The sequence below is a fragment of the Psychrobacter sp. 1Y6 genome, from assembly GCF_052258385.2.
In the GTDB taxonomy this organism is placed as follows: domain Bacteria; phylum Pseudomonadota; class Gammaproteobacteria; order Pseudomonadales; family Moraxellaceae; genus Psychrobacter.
In genome coordinates this window covers 2,962,477-2,986,297 of sequence record NZ_JBQQEW020000001.1, presented here as the reverse complement: position 1 = coordinate 2,986,297, position 23,821 = coordinate 2,962,477, and the positions used below count along the sequence as shown (strand labels likewise).

Genomic DNA, 23,821 nt, shown 5'->3' with positions numbered 1-23,821 from the left:
CATCCGTGTTACTCAGATAGTGGCATGCCTGACCGTATGAATATGCTACTAGTAGCGAGCACGTTGCCAAAGAACGACACTGAAGATGATTAAATATAGATATGTCTGTCGAACTGAATATTATAGAAATATAACAAGTTAAGATAGAGTAAGCGAATGATTTAACATTATATTATTGACCATAAGTTAAAACCCAGCTATTGATTTTATAAATCGTATGAGTAGTTGATTTGTTACATTTGCGACCAGATACAGAGATATGGTTATCATAGATGGGTGAGTGTTAATTAAAGCCCGCAATAATGATATAATAGGCGGTTTTTAGGGTCTTCCTTTTTAGCGCTGTCGTCAAAAACTGTCTTTTAAAAATAATAAGATAGCGTAAGGGGCAACTGAGCGTCATGTTTATGGTCTATCGATAATGAGATTAGTGGTCATTGGGGTCAATCACAAAACTGCACCAGTCGCTCTGCGAGAGCGCTTGGCGCTTGTGGGTGACGATGTAAATGTCGCGCTCAAACAAATAGAAGCCTTTACTGATGGTAGCGTGATCGTCTCTACTTGTAACCGCACCGAAATCTATGCGCTAGTGCCGCACACTTCAACGTCGCATCATGCTAATAGCCAATTGTCTGACTCACAATTACCCAATGTGCAGGATGTCAAAGCTGCTGGCCAATCATCATCCAACAATACTTTTAGTAGTAGCATGAATATCTCGTCTGCTGCGATTAGTGCGCATATTACCAAAATCAAAACGTGGCTGGCTGATTTCAAGCAATTACCACTCGTTGATATTGATCCTTATCTCTATGTACATCGTGATACCCATGCATTGACTCATTGGTTAAGAGTAGCGGCTGGTCTCGACTCTATGATACTGGGTGAGCCGCAGATTCTCGGTCAAATCAAAAACTCTGTGCATCTGGCTCAAGACCAAAAAGTACTCAGTAATCAGCTCGGCTGGATCATCGATCAAGTATTCGCTGCTGCCAAACGAGTGCGTAACGAGACTCAGGTTGGCGCACAGGCTGTATCGCTTAGCTTTGCTGCAGCCAAATTAGTCACACAAATATTTGATGATTTACCCAGTCGTACTCTACTGGTTGTTGCAGCAGGCGAGATGAATCGCTTAGTTGCCACCCATATCGCAGGGCTAGGGGTCGGACGAGTCATTATCTGTAACCGTAATCCCGAACGTGCCGAAGCCTTGGCGGCTGAGCTACGTGGCCCTAATCGCCGCGTAGACGTTAGACCCTTACAAGAGTTGCCGCAAGTATTGGCAGAAGCCGATATCGTTAGTAGTTGTAGTGGCAGTATGGATTTGTTGATTGATAAGACAATGACCATACAAGCGCTAAAACGTCGCCGTTATCAGCCGATGCTTATGATAGATTTGGCCGTACCGCGCGATATCGATTCTACCATTAGCCGTATCGATGATGTTTATCTGTACTCTGTCGATGATTTGCAGCATGTGATTGCAGGTAATATCGAACAGCGTCGCCAAGCCGCAGTGGATGCTGAGCTGCTAGTCAGTCAATTGGTGGTTGAGATAGATCGCCGCTTTCAGGTTCGCCAAGTTGGCAAAGATATTCAGCAATACCGCGCGTGTACTCAAGGTCAAGTCGATAAACTGCTGCATGAATCTATTGCTAAGCTGCAACAGGACGATGTCAGTCCAGAAGATATCATCACTGAGCTGTCACGACGTTTGACCCAAACATTGACCCATGCACCATCGAAACTGATGCGCAAAGCCGCACGTGAAGGCGATAGTGAGTTGCTAGACTTCGTGGTGTCAGGACTACAAGATGCTCATCGAGGGCATTGATGTTTTTATTGTGGCTTTATAAATCAAAACTTATCAATCAATACCTACCAACAAATGCTCGATAGCGCAAGTCATATCGTTGCCTGAGCGTATCGTTGTCAACCTTCAGTATCAGTGCTAATATCAGGCTCTCATGGATGGCTTAGGTCAAGATATGTGCTGGTGTTTGCTTGTAATATGACTACGAATATATTAACTTAATGTTAGTAGACCTCATCAGTGTCCGTTGTTTTTTATTCGCTTAAAGACAACGCATCTCTAGACAGCGCAAGACCTCACCATCAAAAATAATAGCATTTGATTATAGTGCTATCTAATCCATGTCGCATATTATCTAACCATACACTAGGAGTGTTCAATGCCTGCATTACGTCAAGATATCGATCCAAACGGCTTATTAGAGTATTCAGTGGTTTACACCGATCGTGCGCTGAACCATATGTCAAAAGCCTTTCAGCAAGTGATGAACGACCTATCTAGTGACCTAAAATCTGTGTATAACGCTGACGCCGTGGTGATCGTTCCTGGTTCTGGTACTTATGGTATGGAAGCAGTCGCTCGCCAGTTGGTAAATGATGAAGACTGCCTAATCATTCGTAATGGTTGGTTCAGCTATCGTTGGACGCAAATCTTAGAAAAAGGCAAAATCGCCAAATCATCTACAGTCCTCACCGCCAATCGTACCGATGATAGTGAGTCGTCAAAGCCGTTTGCTCCAGTCGATATCGACGTTGCCGTAGCCAAAATCAAAGAAGAAAAGCCAGCAGTGGTATTTGCCCCGCATGTCGAAACCTCATCGGGTATTATCTTGTCAGATGACTATATCAAAGCGTTGAGCGAAGCTGTGCATAGCGTTGGCGGATTGTTAGTCATTGACTGTATTGCTTCAGGTTGCGTATGGCTAGATATGAAAGCATTGGGTATTGATGTGCTGATTAGCGCACCGCAAAAGGGTTGGAGCAGTACGCCGGGCGCTGGCTTAGTCATGCTAAGCGATGCTGCTGTCAAAAAAGTGGACAGCACTGAATCTGATAGCTTTAGTATCGACCTAAAGCAATGGTTGAACATCATGCGTGCTTACGAAAATGGCGGTCATGCGTACCATGCGACTATGCCGACAGACAGCTTACGTCAGTTCCGTGATGCTGTGAATGAAGCCAAAGCAATCGGTTTTGATAAACTGTGTGACGCACAGTGGACACTTGGCAAACGTATCCGCGAAGTACTAGAAGCCAAAGGCGTTGAGAGCGTCGCTGCTGAAGGTTTTAAAGCACCTGGCGTTGTCGTCTCTTATACCGATCGAGATGACATGCATAAAGGTAGTGCGTTCGCTGAAATCGGGGTGCAAATCGCGGCTGGCGTACCATTGAAAGTGGGCGAGCCTGATAACTTTAAAACTTTCCGATTGGGTCTGTTTGGTTTGGACAAATTGACTGATATCGATGGCACAGTAGCGCGTTTTGAAGCGGCACTTGATAAAGTGCTGAGCCAGTAAAGATACCAATTAAGAGGGCTGATAAAGATAGTAATGTGATAGCTTATTAAGTTTTTTCACTGCCTTTTTTGAAGCCTTTACAGTATAGTTCTAACAGTTATAAAAAATACTGAACTATTAGCATTATGCTAGGTTCAGTATTTTTTTACCTTTTTATTATATTTTATAATATAATGTATTTTTATAAATTAATACTCAAGCACGTATTTAATAAACTTAATTAGGTAGTCCGTTATGAGCATACAAATAGACTGGCAAGCATTTACGCCGATCTCCTTAGTTGGAGGTCTAATGCTAGGCGTAGCGACGGTCATCTTACTGCTAGGTATTGGTCGTATAGCAGGTATCAGTGGCATCTTTTCAAGCCTACTAAAGCCCAAGCGTGTAGCGATGTGGCAGGTGCTGTTTATACTGGGTCTGGTCATCTCACCACTGCTATATCAGTTGGCAAGACCGCTACCTGAGGTAGCTATCAGTACTTCCGTGCCATTATTGATTGGTGCAGGGTTATTGGTCGGCTTCGGCACGCGTTTAGGTTCAGGATGCACGAGTGGGCATGGTATTTGCGGTAATGCACGGCTGTCTCCACGGTCATTGGCAGCGACTGTCACCTTTATGCTGTTTGGAATTGTGACCGTTTATATCGGTCGCCACGTATTAGGCCTACTATAGCGAACTCATGGCATATTGTCAGATGAAGACTGATAGCTGGGCTAACGCGCGAACGACATATGATGGTTAATAAAAAATAATAATAGCGAGATACGACGATGCTAAAAAATATAATCGGATTGCTGGCAGGATTACTGTTTGGAATTGGACTACTGGTGTCAGGTATGACCGATCCTGTGAAAGTACAAGGGTTTTTGGACGTATTTGGCGCATGGGATATCTCCCTTGCACTGGTGATGGGCGGTGGTCTGATAGTGGCATTCTTTGGTGTGCGATTAGCGAAGCGTCAACAAAGTAGCTGGATTGGTACACCGATTGATATGCCAAGCAAAACTGTCATTAATAAAAAATTGCTTATTGGTGCGATGTTGTTCGGTATCGGCTGGGGGCTGGTTGGTATCTGTCCAGGACCAGGAATTGTATTGCTCGGTACTGGCCAGTGGCAAGCCTATGTCTTTATTCCAGCCATGATTATAGGAATGCTAATCTATCAATGGCTTGAGCCTAAGCTTGGCTGATATAGTTAGTTCTCTATAAATTGGATACGGTGTCAGCCTCGCTTAGTCTACTATTTGTAGTACTTTCACTTGGCTTCCTTGTCTCCAAATTATATTGAACCAACTATAGTATAAATAGGCTAGCACTCGAAAAAAGGTCAGTCACTTATACGTGATTGACCTTTTTTATGAATATTAATTTGTGACAGGATTTAATATATTGTCAGATCATTTAGCACTGGCAGTTACTTTTGGCGTTTCGTGTGCCAATGATTTTGCTGCTTGGCGTAGCTCAAATTTTTGCACTTTACCGGTACTGGTCTTGGGTATTTCTGCAAAGACAATATGTTTCGGCACTTTAAAACCTGCTAGGTGCTGACTACAATGCTCCATCACCGTATCACGTTGCAGAGTACTACCGGCGTGAATCTCGATAAAGGCAACGGGCACTTCGCCCCATTTATCATGTGGCGCGGCAACGACAGCGCAGCTTTCAATCGCAGGTAGTTTATACAAGACGTTTTCTACCTCGATACTAGAGATATTCTCACCGCCTGAGATGATGATATCTTTTAGTCTGTCCATGATTTTGATATAGCCATCAGGGTATTTGACGCCCAAATCACCCGTGCGAAACCAGCCATCAGCGAAAGCCTTTTCGGTAGCCTTGCGGCTTTTTAGATAGCCTTTCATCACCATATTGCCACGTAGCGCCAGCTCGCCCATCTCTTCGCCATCAGCGGCGACTGGTTCAGTCGTACCTTGCTTAAATACTTCAAACCCTGCCATCAAGTGAGAAGTCATGCCTTGACGTGATTTCTTTTGGGCACGGGTAGCTACATCAAGCTCATTCCATTCTTCCTGCTCAGCACAAACCGTCACTGGCCCATATACTTCAGTGAGACCGTAGACATGCGAGATATGAAAGCTCATGGCTTCCATAGCGGCCAGCATGGTTTCAGACGGCGGTGCACCAGCGACCCAGCCTTTGACCGTATGGATGATGGCTTCTTTATACTCAGGTTTGCCGCCAGCAATCATATTATGTACGACCGGTGCAGAGCAGTAATGGCTAACTTGATGCTTGGCAATCAGCTGCAATATTAAATCAGCATCAATTTTTCGCAAGCATACATTGACCCCAGCACGCTCGGCGATGGTCCAAGGAAAGCACCAACCGTTGCAGTGAAACAGTGGTAGCGTCCATAGATACATCGGGTGTTTGGGCATGTCCCAATCTAAAATATTAGAGATAGCATTGAGAGTTGCACCACGATGGTGATAGACCACGCCTTTGGGCTTGCCTGTCGTCCCAGAGGTATAGTTCAGCGCAATGGCATCCCACTCATCTGTCGGCATCTCCCAATTATCCAAACTGTCTGAACTGGCTATCAATGCTTCATAACTCATGAGCCCAAAACGCTCGACATCGACAGCTTTGTCCGTTGAATGAATGACAATTAAGTCTGGAAAAGTCTCATCGATGATTTCAGCATGTTCAGCAAACTCACTGTCTAAAATTAAAACCTTTGCTTCGGAATGCTGCAAACAAAAGGTAAGCGCATTGATATCGAGTCGGGTGTTGAGGGTACAGAGGACACCACCTGACATCGGCACACCAAAGGCGCATTCGACCATTGCTGGCGTGTTTGGCAACATAACAGCGACCGTATCATTTTTATCGATACCCAATTTGCGCAGGCCGTCAGCCAGTTGGCGACAGCGGGTATAGGTCTGTTGCCATGTTTGAGTGAGGTTGTTGTGTTCTAGGTCGTCATAAATGATAGCAGTCTTATTAGGATAAACTTGCGCGCTGCGAGTGATAAAATCAATAGGGGTAAGTGGTTGATGGTTGGCAGCATTTTTGCCGAGACCTGTATGGAAATCTGTCATGATGATAGTCCTTTATCGTATTTCTATAATGCGTCAGTACATTAACGTCAGTATGTTCTTTAGTACAGTAATCTAGCATAGAAATTATAGGTATAAGTCGATATTTATCGATTTATATCTTAGTCTAATCTCTAAGTGACATTAAACTAACGGTATATAATCTACCTCAAAAGTTGGCTAGGTTTTGTGGTGTTTGCTTAACCATATGCCACAGTACAGCCTGATACACCGTCCTGCTCGTTATAGCAATTAATATAGTGCTCACTCATCAGTCGCTTGTCTGCATAGCTGACAATAATCGCGGTGTGTTACGATATCGATGATGCTAAACCCCTTAGCTCCACTAATTCTAAAAAGCCGTTTTTAAGAAGTAGCCTCATAAACTATTCATAAGGAAAATGATATGTCTGCCAGCCATAGTGCCAATACGATCCAAACCGCTAGCACCAATGAACACTATCCGCATTTATTTGAGCCGCTAGATTTGGGCTTTACTACGCTGAAAAACCGTATGGTGATGGGCTCAATGCATACTGGGCTTGAAGACCGTTTTTATAATTATGGCAAGCTAGCGGCGTATTTTGCAGAACGTGCCAAGGGCGGCGTGGCAATGATGATCACTGGCGGTATCTCGCCTAATCGCGAAGGTTGGTTGTTGCCTGCTGGCGGAACGATGAATACCAAAGCTGACGTCATCAACCACCAGCGCGTCACCCGTGCTGTGCATAAGCACGACAGCAAAATCATCATGCAGATATTGCACAGTGGTCGCTATGGCTATCATCCTTTTGCCGTATCATCTAGCCCGATTAAATCTCCAATCTCACCGTTTAAGCCACGCAAGATGAGCATCAAAAACATCGAGCAGACGGTAAAAGATTACGCTCGCTCAGCCAAACTTGCCAAGCAAGCAGGCTATGATGGCGTCGAAATCATGGGCTCTGAAGGTTATTTACTTAACCAGTTTTTATCAAGTCATGTGAATAAGCGTAAAGACATTTATGGTGGTGATATTCATGGTCGTATGAAGTTCGCTGTCGACGTGGTCAAAGCGGTACGCGAGGCGACTGGAGAAGACTTTATCATTCTATTCCGCTTATCAGTGATCGATTTGGTCAAAGACGGTAACGTCATGGATGAAGTCATCACTGTGGCTAAGGCACTAGAAGAAGCGGGTGTGACTATCATGAACACTGGTATCGGCTGGCATGAAGCGCGTGTTCCAACTATCGTGACTAGCGTGCCACGAGCCGCTTTCGTTGATTTCACTGCTGAAATCAAAAAGCATATTAGTATTCCGATGATGGCGGCCAACCGTATCAACATGCCAGAAACAGCAGAAGAAATCGTTGCGACTGGTCAAGCTGACATGATTCAAATGGCACGTCCATTCTTGGCTGATGCGCACTGGGTCAATAAAGCCAAAAACGGACAGACAGATCGTATTAACACCTGTATCGCTTGTAACCAAGCCTGTCTCGACCATACGTTTGAAAACAAACGCTCGACTTGTTTGGTCAATCCGCAAGCCTGTTATGAGACTGAACTGGTCTATAAGAAAACCAAAAAACCGAAGAAAGTCGCCGTCATCGGTGGCGGTGTCGCTGGTATGTCAGCCGCTCATGTGGCGGCCTTACGTGGTCATGACGTGACTCTGTTTGAAGCTAAAGACGTGCTTGGCGGACAGTTCAACTACGCTAAAGTCATCCCTGGTAAAGAAGAGTTCTTTGAAACTATTCGCTACTATATCAATGAGCTTGAGCATCTGGGTGTTGAGATTAAACTGAACATCAAAGTTGATAAAGACATGCTTGAAAAAGCCAAGTTCCATCATGTCATCGTAGCAACGGGTGTCGTACCGAGAAGTCTAGAAGGTAAGCTCGAAGGGGCTGAGCTGCCACAAGTCATGAGCTATGCTGAGCTACTGTCTGGCGAAAAAGCAGTGGGTAACACAGTCGCGGTCATCGGTGCTGGTGGTATCGGCTTTGATGTAAGTGAATATCTGACAGCCAATCATGGTAAGTCGCTGGATGAGATCGGCCCTGAAGGACTAAAAGATCCAAGCTATCGCCCTGAGCCACAGTCAATCAATGAGTGGCGCGAAGAGTGGGGCGTGACCAACGATACCGATTATCAAAGTGATGGTGGTCTGGTCAGACCGCACGCGATTAAGCCAATCCGCCAAGTTTATCTCATGCAGCGTAGCAAAGGCCGTCTGGGCAGTGGTCTAAACAAAACCTCAGGCTGGGTACATCGTGCGCATATCAAATCTCACGGCGTCATCCAAGTCGCTGGCGTGCAATATGACAAAATCACCAACGAAGGTATCTGGGTGACTAACCCACAAGGTCAAAGCCAGTTATTACGCGTCGATAGCGTCGTTGTCTGTGCCGGTCAAGAGTCAGTCGTTGAGCTGATGCCAAATGTTGGCGATGCGCCAGACGCGCAATATCACCTCATCGGCGGTGCTAAGCTAGCAGCTGAACTAGATGCTAAACGCGCAATTCGTGATGGTGCTGAAGTCGCCGCTCAGATTTAAACTCTTTAGCATTAATGTCAAATAATGGACGGCGAGGGGATATCTCTTGCCGTCTTTTTTTATTTAGATATGCTGTATTTATACGTATAGCTCACTTGCTGATGCTAATACATTGAGATCAGCAAAAACAAAACTTTGCCATATAAAAAGGATTTTACGATGGCTATATTCAAAATATTATTTAAATGGATAGTGCTACCTATCATAGGACTATTGGTAATTATTAGCCTAGGTTTAGTGGTGACTGGTAATGCCTATATTTTCCGAGGCATACAGCTTACTTATTTCAAAGGTGAGACCACTGCTAATATAGATGATTATAAGGATTTCGATAATCGGATTATTAGTACAAAAGATCCTATAGAGTGGGATAAGGATACCAACTTCGGCAATATCTCCCTGACACCTACCTTACAAAATGCCTTGGATACCGACCAAACCGTCGCCTTTGCTGTTATCAAAGACGGCAAGCTACTATACGAGAACTACTGGCAAGGCTACAGTGGCGACTCACATACCAATAGCTTTTCTATGGCAAAAACCGTCACCACCATACTGTATCTCAAAGCGGTAGAAGATGGTTATATCTCTAGTATCGATGAGCCGATTATCAAGCTGCTGCCTGAGTATGCAGACAGTGAATATGCCCAAAACTGTACGCTTGCAGATTTATCGGCGATGACATCAGGCTATGACTGGACAGAAGACTATTATTTCCCAGTCAATCCCACAGCAAAATCCTACTATGGGAATGACCTAGTAAAGCATATTACCAGCCGACCTTTTGTGGAGCAGTGCGGTGGTCAGTTTGATTACTCCTCTGGTGATACTCAGCTGCTAGGTATTGCGTTATCACGTGCATTAGAAGCGCACGACTATACGATTTCTAGCTATTTAGAAGAGAAGTTTTGGCAGCCGCTAGGTATGAAAGGCGATGCTTATTGGTCGCTCGATGGCTCACAAAATATCGAAAAAGTGTATTGCTGCTTAAACGCTAGTGCACTGGACTTTGCGAAATTCGGACAGCTGCTGTTGAATGGCGGCGAGTGGCAAGGCGAGCAATTGCTGAGCAAAACGCATGTTGATTTTATGATTACACCAAATGCAGCAGCATTTACAGAGGGGCAGGCGCAGATATACGGACATTCAGTATGGACGGATATGGATAGTCCAATTCCATTTTATGCGATGCTTGGTCACTTAGGTCAGCGAGTGTTGGTATTGCCCGAAGAGAATGCGATTATCGTTAGACTGGGCAAGCAAAAAGGCTTACCTACGCCGGTAGCAGGTTTTCATTTAGAGCCGGACTTAGGTCAGTATGTCACCGAAGTCAAAGCTATTTTAGATAGTTTGGCTGATTTAGATGATTTAGAGGGTTCGCCTAAGTTATCTAGTGAACAATGAATTGTTAAATAGAATGTTATTCGAATAATCTGAATAGATAAAACGTCGCTATTGCAAACACACTTACGAAGATATCAGGTAGCAAAACTATCAAGCAGTCAGGTTAGCCATTAATCCTGCTGTCTTTTGTCTTCGCAAGTGTTCTTACAGGTTGTTGTTCTTAAAGGTTGAAGCAAAACTTTGCTATATTTGAAGGCTAACCTTCCATCTCACCAACTAACCATTTTTCAAAATCACTCACTTGCGCTGTCAACTCAGGTTGTGCTTTTGTTAGGTCATCGAGCTTATCTTTAATCTCAGGCTTATTATATTTAATACCAGTCAATGTCTCTTTCAGCAGATCAATAAGCTCAACATTTAGCGCATCAGAGAAGATGACAACTTCGGTAATCATTGCCTGCTTCACATCCATATGTACATCCATCATGCCCCAATCAAAGCGAGTCTCGATATGATGAGTAAACTCAGGCGTTTTACCAAAGCGCCAATCCCAATCTGCCATTTGTTGATAGTAAGCGTTTAGCGTCGGCTGCTTAGCAAGGCTGGCCTCATCTAATTGCTCAACCTGTGCAGTCTCTCCATGATATTCACAGAACGCTTCGATAATCGCATCAGACAATGTCTCGTGATTGATAGTCTCATTGAAATCTACCAAGTTTGCTACGCGAGCGCGCACAGATTTGATGCCTTTTGCTTTCAGCTTTAGTGGATGCGGGTTCAGATAATCGCCAAGCTTTTGCATGTTGGCATTGACCAGCAATGTGCCATGATGAAAGCTGCGATCGGCTGCATGTCTAAATGCGCTGCCCGATATTTTGCGGTCGCCGACCTGCATATCGTTACGACCAGACAGCGTGGCGTCTATGCCGAGTTTCTTAAGCGCATTAATGATGACGGTGAAGTTTGCTTCTTGGTCGTAAGCATCACTGGGTGATAAAAAAGTAAAATTGGTATTGCCCAAGTCATGGAACACAGCGCCGCCGCCACTCTGACGCCGCGCTAAAAATACATCGTCTGCTTCCATCTTATCGGTTTTGCACTCTACCCATGGATTTTGCGAGCGTCCAATAACCACGGTTTCAGAGTTACGCCATAAAAATAGGGTATGAGAGTCGGGATTGAGCGTATTAAATATCCAATCCTCGGTGGCAAGATTAAACCAAGGATTGGTCACAGCAGACTTTAGGATGCGCAGTTTCATGTATTTGACTCTTTAATAAATTGGGTTGGTGAGTAGGTTTTATAAATAGGTAGCATCATTCTTACCGATGCAAGCTTGTAATTCAATGGCTGTCCAACAGGGAGGTTGATTTTATCAGTGGCTTTGTCAGTGGTGAAGACATTGAGTATATAGAAAAAACGGTGAGAAAATTTTATAGAAGAGGGCGCTAAGGTTGATGCTTCAGTTTTTAGCGGGCGGCAATAAAAGCCAAGCAAAACACTCAGCTTTATTGCACTATAAATTGCTAGAGTACTCTGCTCTATTTAGCACAGATTTCCCACTGCGATTTTGTACTAAGATAACATTGCATAACTGCTTTACCAGACTGCGCATAAGCATCACTGACGATACGCTGATTGGTTGGCAAACGATATCTGATGATCGCGGGCTCGTCATTGACGGTGGTCGTCCATCCAGTCACTTCATTACGGTCATTATAGTTTGCACTGGTAGAGGTTGCCATTTTGCCAAACCCTGGCAGGTTATAGGAGACCTGTCTAAAACTATAACTCATCGCTGCACCCTCAGCGCCCTCATACTGACAGTTTAGCTTTTTTTGCAGTTTATCTTGTTTATAAACATAACAAGTGGTCTCATCTGAGAACTGACCAACCCCGCAAAAACCGACCGTTGCAACTGACATCATACCGATAAATAACGCTATCCTTTTCATAGTCATTCCTCAATAATTTATAAATCCTACTAATGATGTTTGCCATCTATTTTTTGTATTGCCAAATACTAACCAATACCTTGTAGATAGTAGGAAATTAGTAAACAAATATCAATTAATATATTTTAAGAAAATCTTGAACTGATGTATTAAAGCTATCCTTAACATCAGTATTATTAAGAGTAGCTGTTATAGAACAGGGTTATAAGAAGGGCTTACTATGACCGTGAATCTGTTTTTGTAGATGTTGAACGGATAACTTACTTAAGGATGACTTTCGAGTTCTTTAGTATGTGAATAGAAAGGCGCTGGAATAGGCTAAAGTATATGAATAATAGGATCAGCGCTGCTTGCTATACAGTGCTTACTAAAAGGGATTTGTCCAGATTTATAAATTATCAAAAAGGTGAAAACCTTAAAACTGTGCTAAAAAAATTAATAAATGGCCAAAAACTCACTATAAATTTTATAAAAAATTACCCATCAAACAATTAAAAAGTTATCATCATGAGTTTTTAATCACATGATAGTTTTTACAACGCATCAGACGCTTATGACCGACACGAGTTGGCAAACGCAGTCGAAGCGCTTAATAGGATTACCCAATGACCAACCGTGACCTCATCATCTTTGTGACGCTCTCTTTTATGTGGTCACTCTCTTTCATTTTTTATCGTATCGGCGTGCCTGAGTTTGGCTCATTGGCATTTGCCAGTTTGCGTGTGATATTCGCCGGATTGGTCATGTTGGTCTTTGTATTGCTTAATAAGAAAAACAGAGTCGGCATCAAGGAGCATTGGAAAATGCTAGCGCTCGTTGGCTTGTTTTCAGCAGCGCTGCCTTTTGTGTTGTTCTCGTTTTCCGCGCAATCAGTGAACGCGGGCGTGCTAGCCGTACTAAATGCTTCTGTACCGATGATGAGTGGTTTTATCGCTAGAGTCTTCTTTAAAGATAGGCTATCAAAAAAACAAGCACTTGGTTTGGTCATTGGGGTGATAGGGGTAATCATATTGATGAGCGAAAGCTTATTTGGTGGCGGCGAGCCAGGCAAAGGGTTGGTCGAAGGGCTACTACCAATGGGTTACGCGCTACTAGCCTGTGTAGGTTATGCGCTTGGGGCCAACATCACCAAAAACTATCTGTATGAAGTATCGCCAGTCGCTATCACCGCAGGCTCGCTTATCATCGGTAGTATTATTATGCTGCCTGTGGCTTTTAATGAGTTCCCTTATGGTAAAGATATCAGCATAAAGGCATGGGTATCCGTAATCTGTATTGGTGTATTTTCGACAGCCATCGCCCTTATTTTTATGAATCAGCTTATTAAAAATATTGGCCCGACGCGCGCCACCAGTATCACGCTAGTTATTCCAATTTTCGCCATTATTTTAGGGTATCTACTACTTGGTGAAGCTCTAAATATCCAAGCCATCATCGGTTCAGTAGTGATATTGTTTGGTACATATCTGTCATTAGAGCTGTCTGTCAAAAAAATGCTACAACCAAAGAATTCCACGCGGACGACGAGAGTTTAAGCTACAGTAAACTGTCTTCGTAGCCTTTAATTATAAAGATTCGAATATCTAAATATTGGTGTTTCTGTTTGTAAATATTGCTTGGAATAATTGCATTTGCCCCCTATAAAGAACTCGGCTTATGAGTAGCGTACTTCGCAAATTATAGAACGATAGCTAAGTGCTACCTACTAATATAAGTGCTATTTATTACCAATAATAGTAAACCTGATACTAAGGTTTAAAACAATAAACAGGGCTTTTTATGGCACACGATAATTTATTTGAAACCGTCAAAATGGGTACCCAAACCCTAAAAAACCGCATCATTATGGCACCGTTGACGCGTCTGCGTTCGGTTGAGCCAAGCGATGTACCAACAGCACTTGCAAGCGAATATTATTCACAGCGTGCAGGTTCTGGCTTGGTAATCACTGAAGCGACGCAAGTTTCTTTCCAAGCGAAAGGTTATGCTGGTGCGCCAGGCGTTCATACCAAAGACCAAATCACTGCGTGGAAAACCATCGTAGATAATGTCCATGCTAAAGGTGGCAAAATCGTAGTACAGCTATGGCACACTGGCCTAGTCTCTCATGAGAGCGTACAGCCAGATGGTAAAGCGCCTATCTCTGCTTCTAACGTTGATGTTGGTGTACGTACCTCGCTACGTGACAGCGATAACCAAGCCATTCGTGTAGATGCAACGCCGCCGCGTCCAGCCACACTTGAAGAAATCAAGCAAGTTATCGCTGACTTTGGTCAAGCAACTAAGAACGCCAAAGAAGCGGGTTTTGATGGGGTAGAGATTCATGGTGCTCATGGTTACCTATTGCATCAGTTCTGGGTTGAGCAAACCAACCAACGCGATGATGAATACGGCGGTAGCCGCGAAAACCGTGCGCGCTTGACGCTTGATGTTATCGATGCGTGTGTAGACGCTTGGGATGCAGATCATGTTGGTATTCGTATTTCACCACTGGGTACGTTCAACAACGTAGAAGCTGGATATAACGAAGACGAAAATATCTGGATGATTGAGCAGATTAACAAACGCGGTATCATGTATCTGCATCTGTCAGAGCCAGATTGGGCAGGTGGTACACCTTATAGCGAAGACTTCCGTAAGCGTGTGCGTGCTGCTTTTGATCAAATGATCATCGCAGCTGGTGGCTACACTGCCGAAAAAGCAGAGCAAAATGTAAAAGCAGGTTATATCGATGCAGTCGCCTTTGGCCGTGACTATATCGCCAACCCTGATTTGGCTGAGCGTATCCAAAAGGGCGCGCCGCTCAATGAGCAGCATCCAGAATCTTTCTATGGTGGCGGTGCTGAAGGTTATACCGACTATCCATTTTTAGACCAAGCGTAATAGTTGGATTTTTAGCTAAATAACGCAACATAAAAAGGCCGCTTAACTAGCAATAGTTGAGCGGCTTTTTTTATGCCTAGATTTTCATTATTTGCCGAAAATACCTATTTGATAATCACGAAAGGTCTGGCGTAGTTCTTCTTGAGTATTCATGACAAAAGGACCGTGACCTGCGACTGGTTCACCGATTGGCTCACCGCTTAGCAGTAGCAATTTGATAGGTGTGTCTTCATCGGTAGTTGCAGGGTAGGTCAATTCGATAGTATCAGTAGCAGGTAACGATGGATGTTCAGATTGAGTACCTACATAATTTCGGATAGGCGCTGAAAATTCTATCAAACTACCTGCACTGACGGCTGTACCGTTGACCAATACCTGACCTTCTTGTACCAGCAGTAGGGTATTGTGCGTTTTCGGTACTTGTAGCATGGTTGTACCTGCTGTATGTAGCTTGATATCCCACATATTGACTGGCGTAAATGTCGTTGCGGCTCCCGTTATCCCATGCCAGTCACCGGCAATAATGGCAGCTTGACCGATGACAGTTTGCTCGTCGCTATTGTCTATCAGATCAACGATAGGCATGTCAGCACGTTTGATAGATTGGTATTTGGGCGCAGTCAGTTTGTAGGCGCTTGGCAAGTTGACCCATAACTGCACCATACTAAAGACGCCGCCACGTTGCCCAAAGGCTTCAGAGTGGAACTCTTCGTGTAGAATGCCGCGACCAGCAGTCATCCACTGTACATCACCTTCTAAAATATCGCCGCGCCCACCTGTCGAGTCTGCATGGCTAATCTCACCTGAATAAGCGATGGTTACGGTCTCAAAACCTTTGTGTGGGTGCAGTCCAACACCATGTGGTTGCAGCTTATAATCAGGATTGGGTGAAAAAGTCGTAGGCTTACCGTAGTCAAATAATAAAAAAGGATCGGTATGGCTATAGTTAAAATCAGGATTATTATCGAGATGATTGATTAGGGTTTTTACAAAAAAACCGTCACCTACCCAATGCGGCTTTTTATCACCATGAATATGCTTGATTGAACGCATGGATTACCTCATAAGTCTAAGTGGCATTGCTATCAATAGGATGAATGCCTTACGTTAATTCTACTATGAAAATAGACTTATGTTGTGTTTATTCTCATTGCTCTCTAATATTACTGTCTAAAACCATTCAACTATCATCAAACATACTGTCAGCCATTATCTGAGTAATAGTCAATTATTCAAATGCTGACAGTCATTAAGGCTATTATTGTCGCTATAAATAGTGAAGCCATTAAGGTGATTAAACGACTTCACCACTGACAAAACCACTGGCCCAAGCCCATTGAAAATTATAGCCGCCAAGCCAGCCAGTCACATCGAGTACCTCACCGATAAAGTACAAGTTATCTTGTAAGTTGCTTTGCATCGTTTTGGAAGATACCTCGTCGGTTGTGACACCGCCGCGTGTTACCTCAGCCGTGCGGTAACCTTCTGTACCAGAGGGCTTGAGCTGCCAGCCATTGAGCGTAGCCCCAAGTTCTGTGAGTCGCTCGTCTTTGATATTGGCAAGTTCTGTATCTTTGATGTCTTCCCACAGATGCGTCTGTAACGCTGCCAATAGCTTCTTGGGTAATGCGTTATCTGTATTTTCTGCCAATACGGTACGAATCAGTTGGCGCGGGTGTGATTTTTTGCGAGCCAGTAAAAGCTCAGTGACATGTATCTCAGGCAACAGATTGATACTGATGGTTTCGCCAGTCTGCCAATAGTTGGATAGCTGTAGCATGGCAGGGCCAGAGAGACCGCGATGGGTAAATAGGACGGGCAATTTAAAAGAGATACGCTCGTTACTGGCAATAACTGGCAGACTGATACCAGCCAAGGCACGGATAAGCTCGCCTGTTTTATCAGTGAAAGTAAACGGCACGAGACTGGCATCAGTAGGCACAAGCGTATGCCCGAACTGCTGTGCCAACTCATAGCCGATACCACTTGCTCCCATGGTCGGGATAGACAGGCCACCAGTAGCGACCACCAAAGACTCACAGCTATAGCGTGTCTGCGCGGACTGAGTGCCGTTCGCGATGTCTTTTTTACCAAGCTTTTTGCTTGTCGTTAGATAAAAGCGTTCGCCATTATCATGGGCAGCAGTTTTAACATGATCAATTTGAGCATTAAGCTTTACTTGTACGCCTACGGCTGTGCATTCATCTAGCAGCATAGACAAGATTTCTTGTGCCGAGTCATCACAGAACAGCTGACCGTGTTCGCGCTCATGGTAGGCAATCTTATGCGACTCTACCATGCCGATAAACTCCCAACTCGGATAGCGACTCAGTGCCGATTTGCAAAAGTGAGGATTGGCACCGATAAAATGCTCAGGCTCTACAAAGTAATTGGTGAAATTACAGCGACCACCACCCGACATCAAAATCTTTTTGCCAGCTTTATTGGCATGATCTAACACCAATACGCGGCGACCACGGCGACCAGCAGTCAGTGCGCAATATAATCCTGAAGCACCAGCACCGATGATAATGACGTCATAGTGGTTATCAGTAGATTTTTTGGCTGACGATGGATTACCCACTGATGAATTGCTTGGCTTAACTGGCTTTGCTTGTTTTGGCATTTGACTCATGATGATGACTTATAGAATAGGTTTGGATAGACGATATAAAGTAGCTAATTATACCATGGCAATAATGGCGGTGTTTTTAGGGAAGTAATATAAATAGCTTTTGCCGCTTGCTATAAATCATTGAATAACTTTGATTTTTCTATAGACAATAATTCGTAGTTGGTATAATGTGAATATATGAATATTATTCGCTACTACTGCTGCCATGTTGATTACTTACTAAAACGCTAGTCGTTTCGATATAAAGAAAATGAATTTCTTTACAAGTAGTTGATGAAAAAGTCAGTCGATTGAACCGCTTATTCAAACATTGTCACGGATGATAATGTTAAGACAAAAGGGACTTTATGGATATCCTACAACTGCTCATTAGCGGGATTGCTAATGGTTGTATATATGGGCTGTTAGCGCTGGGTTTTGTACTCATTTACAAAGCCTCAGAAGCGGTCAATTTCGCCCAAGGCGACATGCTTATGCTCGGTGCCTTTTTAGGCATATCTTTCATCAATGCCGATCAGGCAAACCTTCCTTTCTTATTAGGCATTACCTTTGCTGCTGTGATCATGGGTGCGTTTGGCTACTTACTCGATCGCTTTATCTTACGTGGTATTTTTGGTCAACCGCAATTTGCGATGGTTATCCTTACCATCTCGCTTGGTTTCCTAATGCGCTTCGTCGCTGGGGTTATCTGGGGACATAGCCCAGTCTCACTACAGACACCGTTTTCAGGCAAGATGTTGGCATTAGGCTCGCTGAGTATCGCTTATGTTGACATCATTATCATCATATCTACTATCGCATTAACCTCTATTTTGTACTTCTTTTTTGCCCACACGCGGCTTGGTATTGCGATGCAAGCCAGCAGTCAAAACCAGATGGCAGCCTACTATATGGGTATTCCCGTCAAACGGGTCAATGGTATCGTTTGGGCTTTGTCAGGGGTGGTTGCCGCACTCGCCGGCATACTATTTGCGGCCAAAGGCGCCATCGAACCTTCTGTCGGGTTACTGTTCGGTATCAAGGCCTTCGCCGCTGCGGTAATCGGTGGCTTAGGCTCCTTGCCTGGTGCGCTGGCAGGTGGATTACTAGTAGGGGTGATAGAGCCCTTTGCTGGTCGTTATCTACCGCTAGGTCTTAGTCAAATTGCGCCTTATGTGGTTATGCTAATCGTACTAATCGTACGTCCGGGCGGTATTTTTTCTCAGGTCAAACAGAAAAAAGTATAGAAGCTTTGATCCAAGGAAGCTTTGATTCAAGGATGACAAAGCGGCCTCCAAATCTTTTCAAGGATGAGTACTGCCCATGAAAGCTCAGTTTAAACACAGCTATGATCAAGATATCAATATCTTCGATGACAAAAGCCAACTCATAAAGTATGGCGTGCTTCTTTTGCTACTACTGATGGCGCCTTGGTTGTTGAGCAACTATTACATCAGCGAGCTTAGCGCCATATTGATTTGGTCTATCTCTGGACTGGGTCTGATGCTCTTGACGGGGCACACCGGACAGGTCAGTTTAGGGCATGCCGCCTTTATGGCGATAGGGGCATTTAGCCATATGGCACTCATGGCTCGAGGGTGGAATTTCTTTCCTGCTTTGATTGCCTGCGCACTCATCACTGGGGTTATCGGTGCGATCATTGCCAGACCAATCTTACGAACTAGCGGTATCTATTTAGCCATCGCAACCTTAGCGCTTAGTATTATCGTCGAGGACATCGCTATCGTGGCTGAGCCTATTACTGGCGGCATCTCTGGTACCTTTGCTTCTCCCATTAACCTCTTTGGCTACACCATCGATCGCTACATCACGCCAAAAGCCTTTTATTACTTATGCCTCGCGCTCGTGGTGCTAGTTACTTTAGGTTATATCAACTTGCTCAGAAGCGGCACTGGACGATCGTTCTTAGCCATCAGAGACAGTGAAGTATCCGCCCGTGCGCTTGGCGTCAATGTGCCGCAAGCCAAAACGCTAGCGTTCAGCATATCTTGTGCGATTACCGCTGTGGGTGGCGCTATGTACGGACATTTTGTGCAAGCGGTCAATTATGAGAGCTTCACCGTTATCATCTCTATCACCATCCTCTTGCAGATTGTCATCGGTGGTTTGGGCTCCATACATGGTGCGTTTTTTGGTGCTGTCGTCGTTGTCTTATTACCACAAGTGATTGCTATCTTAGGCGATATGGTTGGTCAAGGTGCGGGCTCTAGTATCACCAGTATTCCTGGTATTGATACGGCGCTGTTTGCCTTAGTTATTGTCATTATGATCATCTATGAGCCACGCGGTATATACGGCATTTGGATAAAGATACGGACTTGGTTTCAGATGTTTCCGCTATATCGAAAAGGACTGTTTCGCCGTTCTAAAACTTATCTTAAAACGGAGCGTATGCGATGAGCTTATTAAAAGTTGACTCCTTATCTATCGCATTTGGTGGTGTGAAAGCCGTTGATAATATTAGTTTTGAGGTAAACGAGGGCGAGGTATTCACTATCGTAGGACCTAACGGTGCTGGTAAATCTACGATTTTTAACTTAATCAGTCGCTTGTACGAGCCGCTTAGTGGTCGTATTACCTTTGATGATACTGATATTACCAAGCTCCCAGCTCACGATATCGCAAAACTGGGTATTGCCCGTACGTTTCAAAACATTGAGTTATTTGATCACTCAAGCGTATTACAAAATCTGCTTATCGGTCGGCATTCACAGCGAAATACGTCATGGATACAGGACTTGCTGTTTTTACCAAAGGTGCGCCGTAGCGAGCGCGAGCATCGTTTGCAAGTTGAGAAGATTATCGATTTTTTAGAGTTAGCGCCTTATCGAGATAAACTCATTGCAGGTCTGCCTTATGGTATTAGAAAAGTGGTTGAGATTGCGCGCGCATTGGCCGCTAATCCAAAGCTTATTTTGCTCGATGAGCCGGCCTCTGGTCTTAGTGTAGAGGAGACGTCCGAGATGGCATGGTGGATCGAAGATATGCAAAAAGATCTTGGCTTGACTATCTTGATGGTAGAGCATGACATGAGTCTTGTGAATCGGGTGTCCGATCGCGTATTGGCCGTCGCTGAAGGTAAGTTTTTGGCTCAGGGCACGGCAGCTGAGGTACAAGCCAATCCACAGGTTATTGAAGCCTATCTTGGACAGGAGAGTGTGTAATGTCAGCTATTAAAAAATCACTATCCTCTGCCGCACCTGCCACTGAAATGAATTTGGTCGACTCTGAAGTAAAGAACAACGTACTTGAAGTGCGAAATCTAGAGTCCGCTTATGGCCCAGTGATGGCATTGAGAGGCGTGAGTCTAGAGGTACCCGAAGGTAAAGTTGTCACCATTTTGGGCGCGAATGGTGCGGGCAAGACGACGTTAATGAAAACCATTTCGGGGGTTATCAATCCTCGTAAGGGCGCAGTATGGTTCCACGGTGAACGTATCGATGGCACTGAACCTGATCGCTTGGTCAAAAAAGGACTGTCGCATGTACCCGAGGGACGCGAGGTATTTCCTTTTTTGAATGTCGCCGAAAACTTAGCGATGGGCGCTTATACTCGGCGTGACAAGTCTGAGATACAGCGTGATGTTGAGATGATATATGAGTATTTTCCTATTCTAAAAGATCGCCGTACACAAGCAGCTGGCACGATGTCTGGTGGTCAGCAGCAAATGCTCGCTATCGGTCGTGGGCTAATGTCACGACCCTCTCTTATGCTACTCGATGAGCCGTCTCTTGGACTGTCTCCATTATTGGTACAGGAGATATTTGCCATTATTCGACGATTAAATAAAGAGCAAGGTGTGACGATTCTACTGGTTGAGCAAAACGCAAGAGTTGCTTTGGCAGCAGCGGATTACGGTTATGTGTTAGAAACAGGGCGTATTGTCATGGCAGGCTCAGCGGACAAACTCATGCACTCTGATGATATTAAAGAGTTCTATTTGGGACAAACCAAAGATAACACTGCGGAAGCCACTCGGTGGAAACGCAAAAAGACTTGGCGATAATAATCATGACGACCTCCATTGATATTGATGTTAATACTAAAAACAATACTTCACTTTCTCCTACGGATGCGGCAGACATGAAAGTCACATCTGCTGCGCCAGTATCGTCCCACGATTACTCAGAGAATCATGATTACAATACGGGTCGAAAGATCCACAATGCGCCTTTCGAGCATGCACCTCAAATCCTAGAAGGGTGCGATACGTTGAGTAAACTTTGGCGACAAGTTTGCTTGAGCCGAGGCGACAGAATTGCTCATCGCGAAAAGAGTTTTGGTATCTGGCAGAGTTATAGTTGGCTAGACTATTATCATCATAGCTGCGATATCGGCATGGCACTCGTCGAGCTTGGCCTGAGTAAAGGCGATACTGTCTCTATCTTGAGCGAAGACAATAAAGAATGGCTTTATTTTGATATGGGTGTCTGCGGCGTAGGCGGAATACCCAACGGTGTCTATACGACAGACAGTCCCGAGCAGCTTGCTTATATCCTAAATGACAGCCACTCAAAGTTTCTGATTGTAGAAAATGATGAGCAATTACATAAGTTTTTAGAGATTCGTGAACAGACGCCTAACGTTAAAAAAGTCATTGTCCTTGACCGTAAAGGTTTGCGTAGCCTAGAGGATGATCAGGTTGTTTTCCTCGATGAACTATATACGATTGGTCGAAGTGTCGATAACGCAAGAGAGCGTTTTAGTGATTATATTGATCAAGGTACGCCCAATGACATACGTACTTTAATCTATACTTCTGGTACGACAGGCAATCCAAAAGGCGCTATTTTAACGCACGCCAATGTCCTCTTTGAGCTCAAAACAAGCATAGATATCCTTCCTATTTTACCTACTGATGAGCAGCTCTGCTTTCTGCCCCTATGTCATGTACTCGAACGTTTAACGTCAGTGGATTTGCCTATCCATCGAGGTTGTATCGTCAATTTTGCTGAGAGCACAGAAACGGTATTTGAGAATATGAAAGAAGTATCGCCTGATACTTTTACTGCTGTGCCCAGACTGTGGGAAAAAATGTACGCCTCTATCAGTAATATGCGTAGCGACGCCAGTGCATTCAATGGCTGGGCATTTGATCAAGCCATAAAAGCAGGTCATGATTACGCTGATATCGTGATGACAGGCAATACTCCTACGACAGGTCAACGACTGCGTTACGAGTTTTGGAACAGACTGGTGCTATACAAAATTCGTGATCTGATAGGCATGAGTAATATTCGCCGTGCTACTACTGGTGCTGCGCCCATATCGCTAGATATTATCCGCTGGTTTCATGCGATAGGGGTGCCTATCTATGAAGGCTATGGCATGACTGAAAGTGCGGGCGTAATATCGGTCAATACCCCTGAAGCACAGATGGCCGGTAGCGTAGGTAAGGCATTACCAGATTCTGAAGTCCGTATCGCCGATAACGGGGAGATACTCGTAAGAGGCGCTAACGTGTTTGCAGGCTACTGGAATAAGCCAGAAAAAACCGCTGAGGACTTACGGGATGGCTGGCTACATACGGGTGATGTCGGCGAGATAAGAGATGGTTATATATTTATCACAGGTCGTATCAAGGACATTATCATCACCGCGGGCGGCAAAAATGTCACACCAGCTGCGATTGAAAGCAAACTTAAATTTTCACCTTATATCTCAGATGCGGTCGTCATTGGCGATAAGCGAAAGTATTTGACTTGTCTGATCATGATAGATCAAGAAAACGTCGAAAAATATGCACAAGACAATCAAGTGATGTTTTCTGATTTTCGTTCGTTGTGTCACGCGCCAGAAGTTATCGCCTTGATAGATGACGTCGTACAGTCTGCTAACGAGACCTTAGCTCAGGTAGAAACCATAAAGCAATTCAGGCTTATTGATGTGCTGCTCAGTCCTGAAGATGACGAATTGACCGCGACGATGAAATTGAAAAGAAACTTGGTTGAGAAAAAGCATCATGCTCTCATCGACTCTATGTACTGATCTAGCTCTTTACTCTTTAACACAGTTCAGCTTAGCACCGTTCAGCTTTTTTGAAGTCGTCTCAACCTCGAAAGTATTAATCTCAA

Annotated in this window: 18 protein-coding genes; 13 read left to right on the top strand and 5 right to left on the bottom strand. The window is 44.3% G+C overall.

Annotated elements, in window-relative coordinates:
* Positions 1 to 421: 421 nt before the first annotated feature.
* The 4 genes from hemA (at position 422) to ACTXGF_RS26130 (ending at position 4,519) form a co-directional block, all read left to right on the top strand.
* Positions 422 to 1,834 carry a glutamyl-tRNA reductase gene (hemA, locus tag ACTXGF_RS26145; RefSeq protein WP_443533288.1) on the top strand — a complete coding sequence of 471 codons (1,413 nt, stop codon included), beginning with the start codon at positions 422 to 424 and terminating at the stop codon, positions 1,832 to 1,834.
* 358 nt (positions 1,835 to 2,192) lie between these two features.
* Positions 2,193 to 3,329: an aminotransferase class V-fold PLP-dependent enzyme gene (locus tag ACTXGF_RS26140; protein WP_443533290.1), complete on the top strand. Its 1,137-nt coding sequence runs from the start codon at positions 2,193 to 2,195 to the stop codon at positions 3,327 to 3,329.
* Between the two features lie 234 nt (positions 3,330 to 3,563).
* Positions 3,564 to 4,001 carry a YeeE/YedE family protein gene (locus ACTXGF_RS26135; RefSeq protein WP_443533292.1) on the top strand — a complete coding sequence of 146 codons (438 nt, stop codon included), beginning with the start codon at positions 3,564 to 3,566 and terminating at the stop codon, positions 3,999 to 4,001.
* Between the two features lie 98 nt (positions 4,002 to 4,099).
* Positions 4,100 to 4,519 (top strand): DUF6691 family protein, encoded by a 420-nt coding sequence (locus ACTXGF_RS26130; RefSeq protein ID WP_443533293.1) that lies wholly within the window; start codon positions 4,100 to 4,102, stop codon positions 4,517 to 4,519.
* Between the two features lie 207 nt (positions 4,520 to 4,726).
* Here ACTXGF_RS26130 and ACTXGF_RS26125 read toward each other — a convergent pair whose 3' ends face one another.
* Positions 4,727 to 6,391: an AMP-binding protein gene (locus tag ACTXGF_RS26125; protein WP_443533295.1), complete on the bottom strand. Its 1,665-nt coding sequence runs from the start codon at positions 6,389 to 6,391 to the stop codon at positions 4,727 to 4,729.
* A gap of 403 nt (positions 6,392 to 6,794) precedes the next feature.
* On the opposite strand from ACTXGF_RS26125, the gene ACTXGF_RS26120 reads away from it, so the two are divergent.
* Both ACTXGF_RS26120 and ACTXGF_RS26115 read left to right on the top strand, forming a co-directional pair.
* Complete coding sequence (locus ACTXGF_RS26120) at positions 6,795 to 8,930, top strand: 2,4-dienoyl-CoA reductase FMN-binding domain-containing protein (protein ID WP_443533297.1); 2,136 nt, start codon at positions 6,795 to 6,797, stop codon at positions 8,928 to 8,930.
* Between the two features lie 159 nt (positions 8,931 to 9,089).
* The gene (locus ACTXGF_RS26115) at positions 9,090 to 10,334 is read left to right on the top strand and encodes a serine hydrolase domain-containing protein (RefSeq protein WP_443533299.1); all 1,245 of its coding nucleotides are present in this window, start codon (positions 9,090 to 9,092) and stop codon (positions 10,332 to 10,334) included.
* A gap of 196 nt (positions 10,335 to 10,530) precedes the next feature.
* On the opposite strand, the gene lplA is transcribed toward ACTXGF_RS26115, so the two are convergent.
* Both lplA and ACTXGF_RS26105 read right to left on the bottom strand, forming a co-directional pair.
* Entirely contained in the window at positions 10,531 to 11,535 is a 1,005-nt protein-coding gene (gene lplA / locus ACTXGF_RS26110; protein ID WP_443533301.1) for a lipoate--protein ligase, read from the bottom strand.
* Between the two features lie 280 nt (positions 11,536 to 11,815).
* Positions 11,816 to 12,229, bottom strand: a complete 414-nt coding sequence (locus ACTXGF_RS26105; RefSeq protein ID WP_443533303.1) for a hypothetical protein — start codon at positions 12,227 to 12,229, stop codon at positions 11,816 to 11,818.
* A 605-nt stretch (positions 12,230 to 12,834) separates the two neighbouring features.
* Between ACTXGF_RS26105 and ACTXGF_RS26100 the strand changes: the two genes are divergently transcribed.
* Entirely contained in the window at positions 12,835 to 13,764 is a 930-nt protein-coding gene (locus ACTXGF_RS26100) for a DMT family transporter (protein ID WP_443533304.1), read from the top strand.
* Between the two features lie 244 nt (positions 13,765 to 14,008).
* Positions 14,009 to 15,112, top strand: a complete 1,104-nt coding sequence (locus ACTXGF_RS26095) for an alkene reductase (RefSeq protein ID WP_201568238.1) — start codon at positions 14,009 to 14,011, stop codon at positions 15,110 to 15,112.
* Positions 15,113 to 15,199: 87 nt separating this feature from the next.
* Here ACTXGF_RS26095 and ACTXGF_RS26090 read toward each other — a convergent pair whose 3' ends face one another.
* Both ACTXGF_RS26090 and ACTXGF_RS26085 read right to left on the bottom strand, forming a co-directional pair.
* Complete coding sequence (locus tag ACTXGF_RS26090) at positions 15,200 to 16,165, bottom strand: pirin family protein (RefSeq protein WP_443533307.1); 966 nt, start codon at positions 16,163 to 16,165, stop codon at positions 15,200 to 15,202.
* 241 nt (positions 16,166 to 16,406) lie between these two features.
* Positions 16,407 to 17,747, bottom strand: coding sequence for a BaiN/RdsA family NAD(P)/FAD-dependent oxidoreductase (locus ACTXGF_RS26085; protein ID WP_443533308.1), 1,341 nt, complete (start codon positions 17,745 to 17,747; stop codon positions 16,407 to 16,409).
* Positions 17,748 to 18,094: 347 nt separating this feature from the next.
* On the opposite strand from ACTXGF_RS26085, the gene ACTXGF_RS26080 reads away from it, so the two are divergent.
* The 5 genes from ACTXGF_RS26080 (at position 18,095) to ACTXGF_RS26060 (ending at position 23,735) form a co-directional block, all read left to right on the top strand.
* Complete coding sequence (locus ACTXGF_RS26080; RefSeq protein WP_057758078.1) at positions 18,095 to 18,973, top strand: branched-chain amino acid ABC transporter permease; 879 nt, start codon at positions 18,095 to 18,097, stop codon at positions 18,971 to 18,973.
* A gap of 76 nt (positions 18,974 to 19,049) precedes the next feature.
* Positions 19,050 to 20,147, top strand: a complete 1,098-nt coding sequence (locus tag ACTXGF_RS26075) for a branched-chain amino acid ABC transporter permease (RefSeq protein ID WP_201548966.1) — start codon at positions 19,050 to 19,052, stop codon at positions 20,145 to 20,147.
* Positions 20,144 to 20,911, top strand: coding sequence for an ABC transporter ATP-binding protein (locus tag ACTXGF_RS26070; RefSeq protein WP_201548964.1), 768 nt, complete (start codon positions 20,144 to 20,146; stop codon positions 20,909 to 20,911). The genes ACTXGF_RS26075 and ACTXGF_RS26070 overlap by 4 nt, the downstream gene beginning before the upstream one ends.
* Entirely contained in the window at positions 20,911 to 21,753 is an 843-nt protein-coding gene (locus ACTXGF_RS26065; protein ID WP_010196012.1) for an ABC transporter ATP-binding protein, read from the top strand. The genes ACTXGF_RS26070 and ACTXGF_RS26065 overlap by 1 nt, the downstream gene beginning before the upstream one ends.
* A 5-nt stretch (positions 21,754 to 21,758) precedes the next feature.
* Positions 21,759 to 23,735: an AMP-dependent synthetase/ligase gene (locus tag ACTXGF_RS26060; protein ID WP_443533310.1), complete on the top strand. Its 1,977-nt coding sequence runs from the start codon at positions 21,759 to 21,761 to the stop codon at positions 23,733 to 23,735.
* Positions 23,736 to 23,821 lie beyond the last annotated feature (86 nt).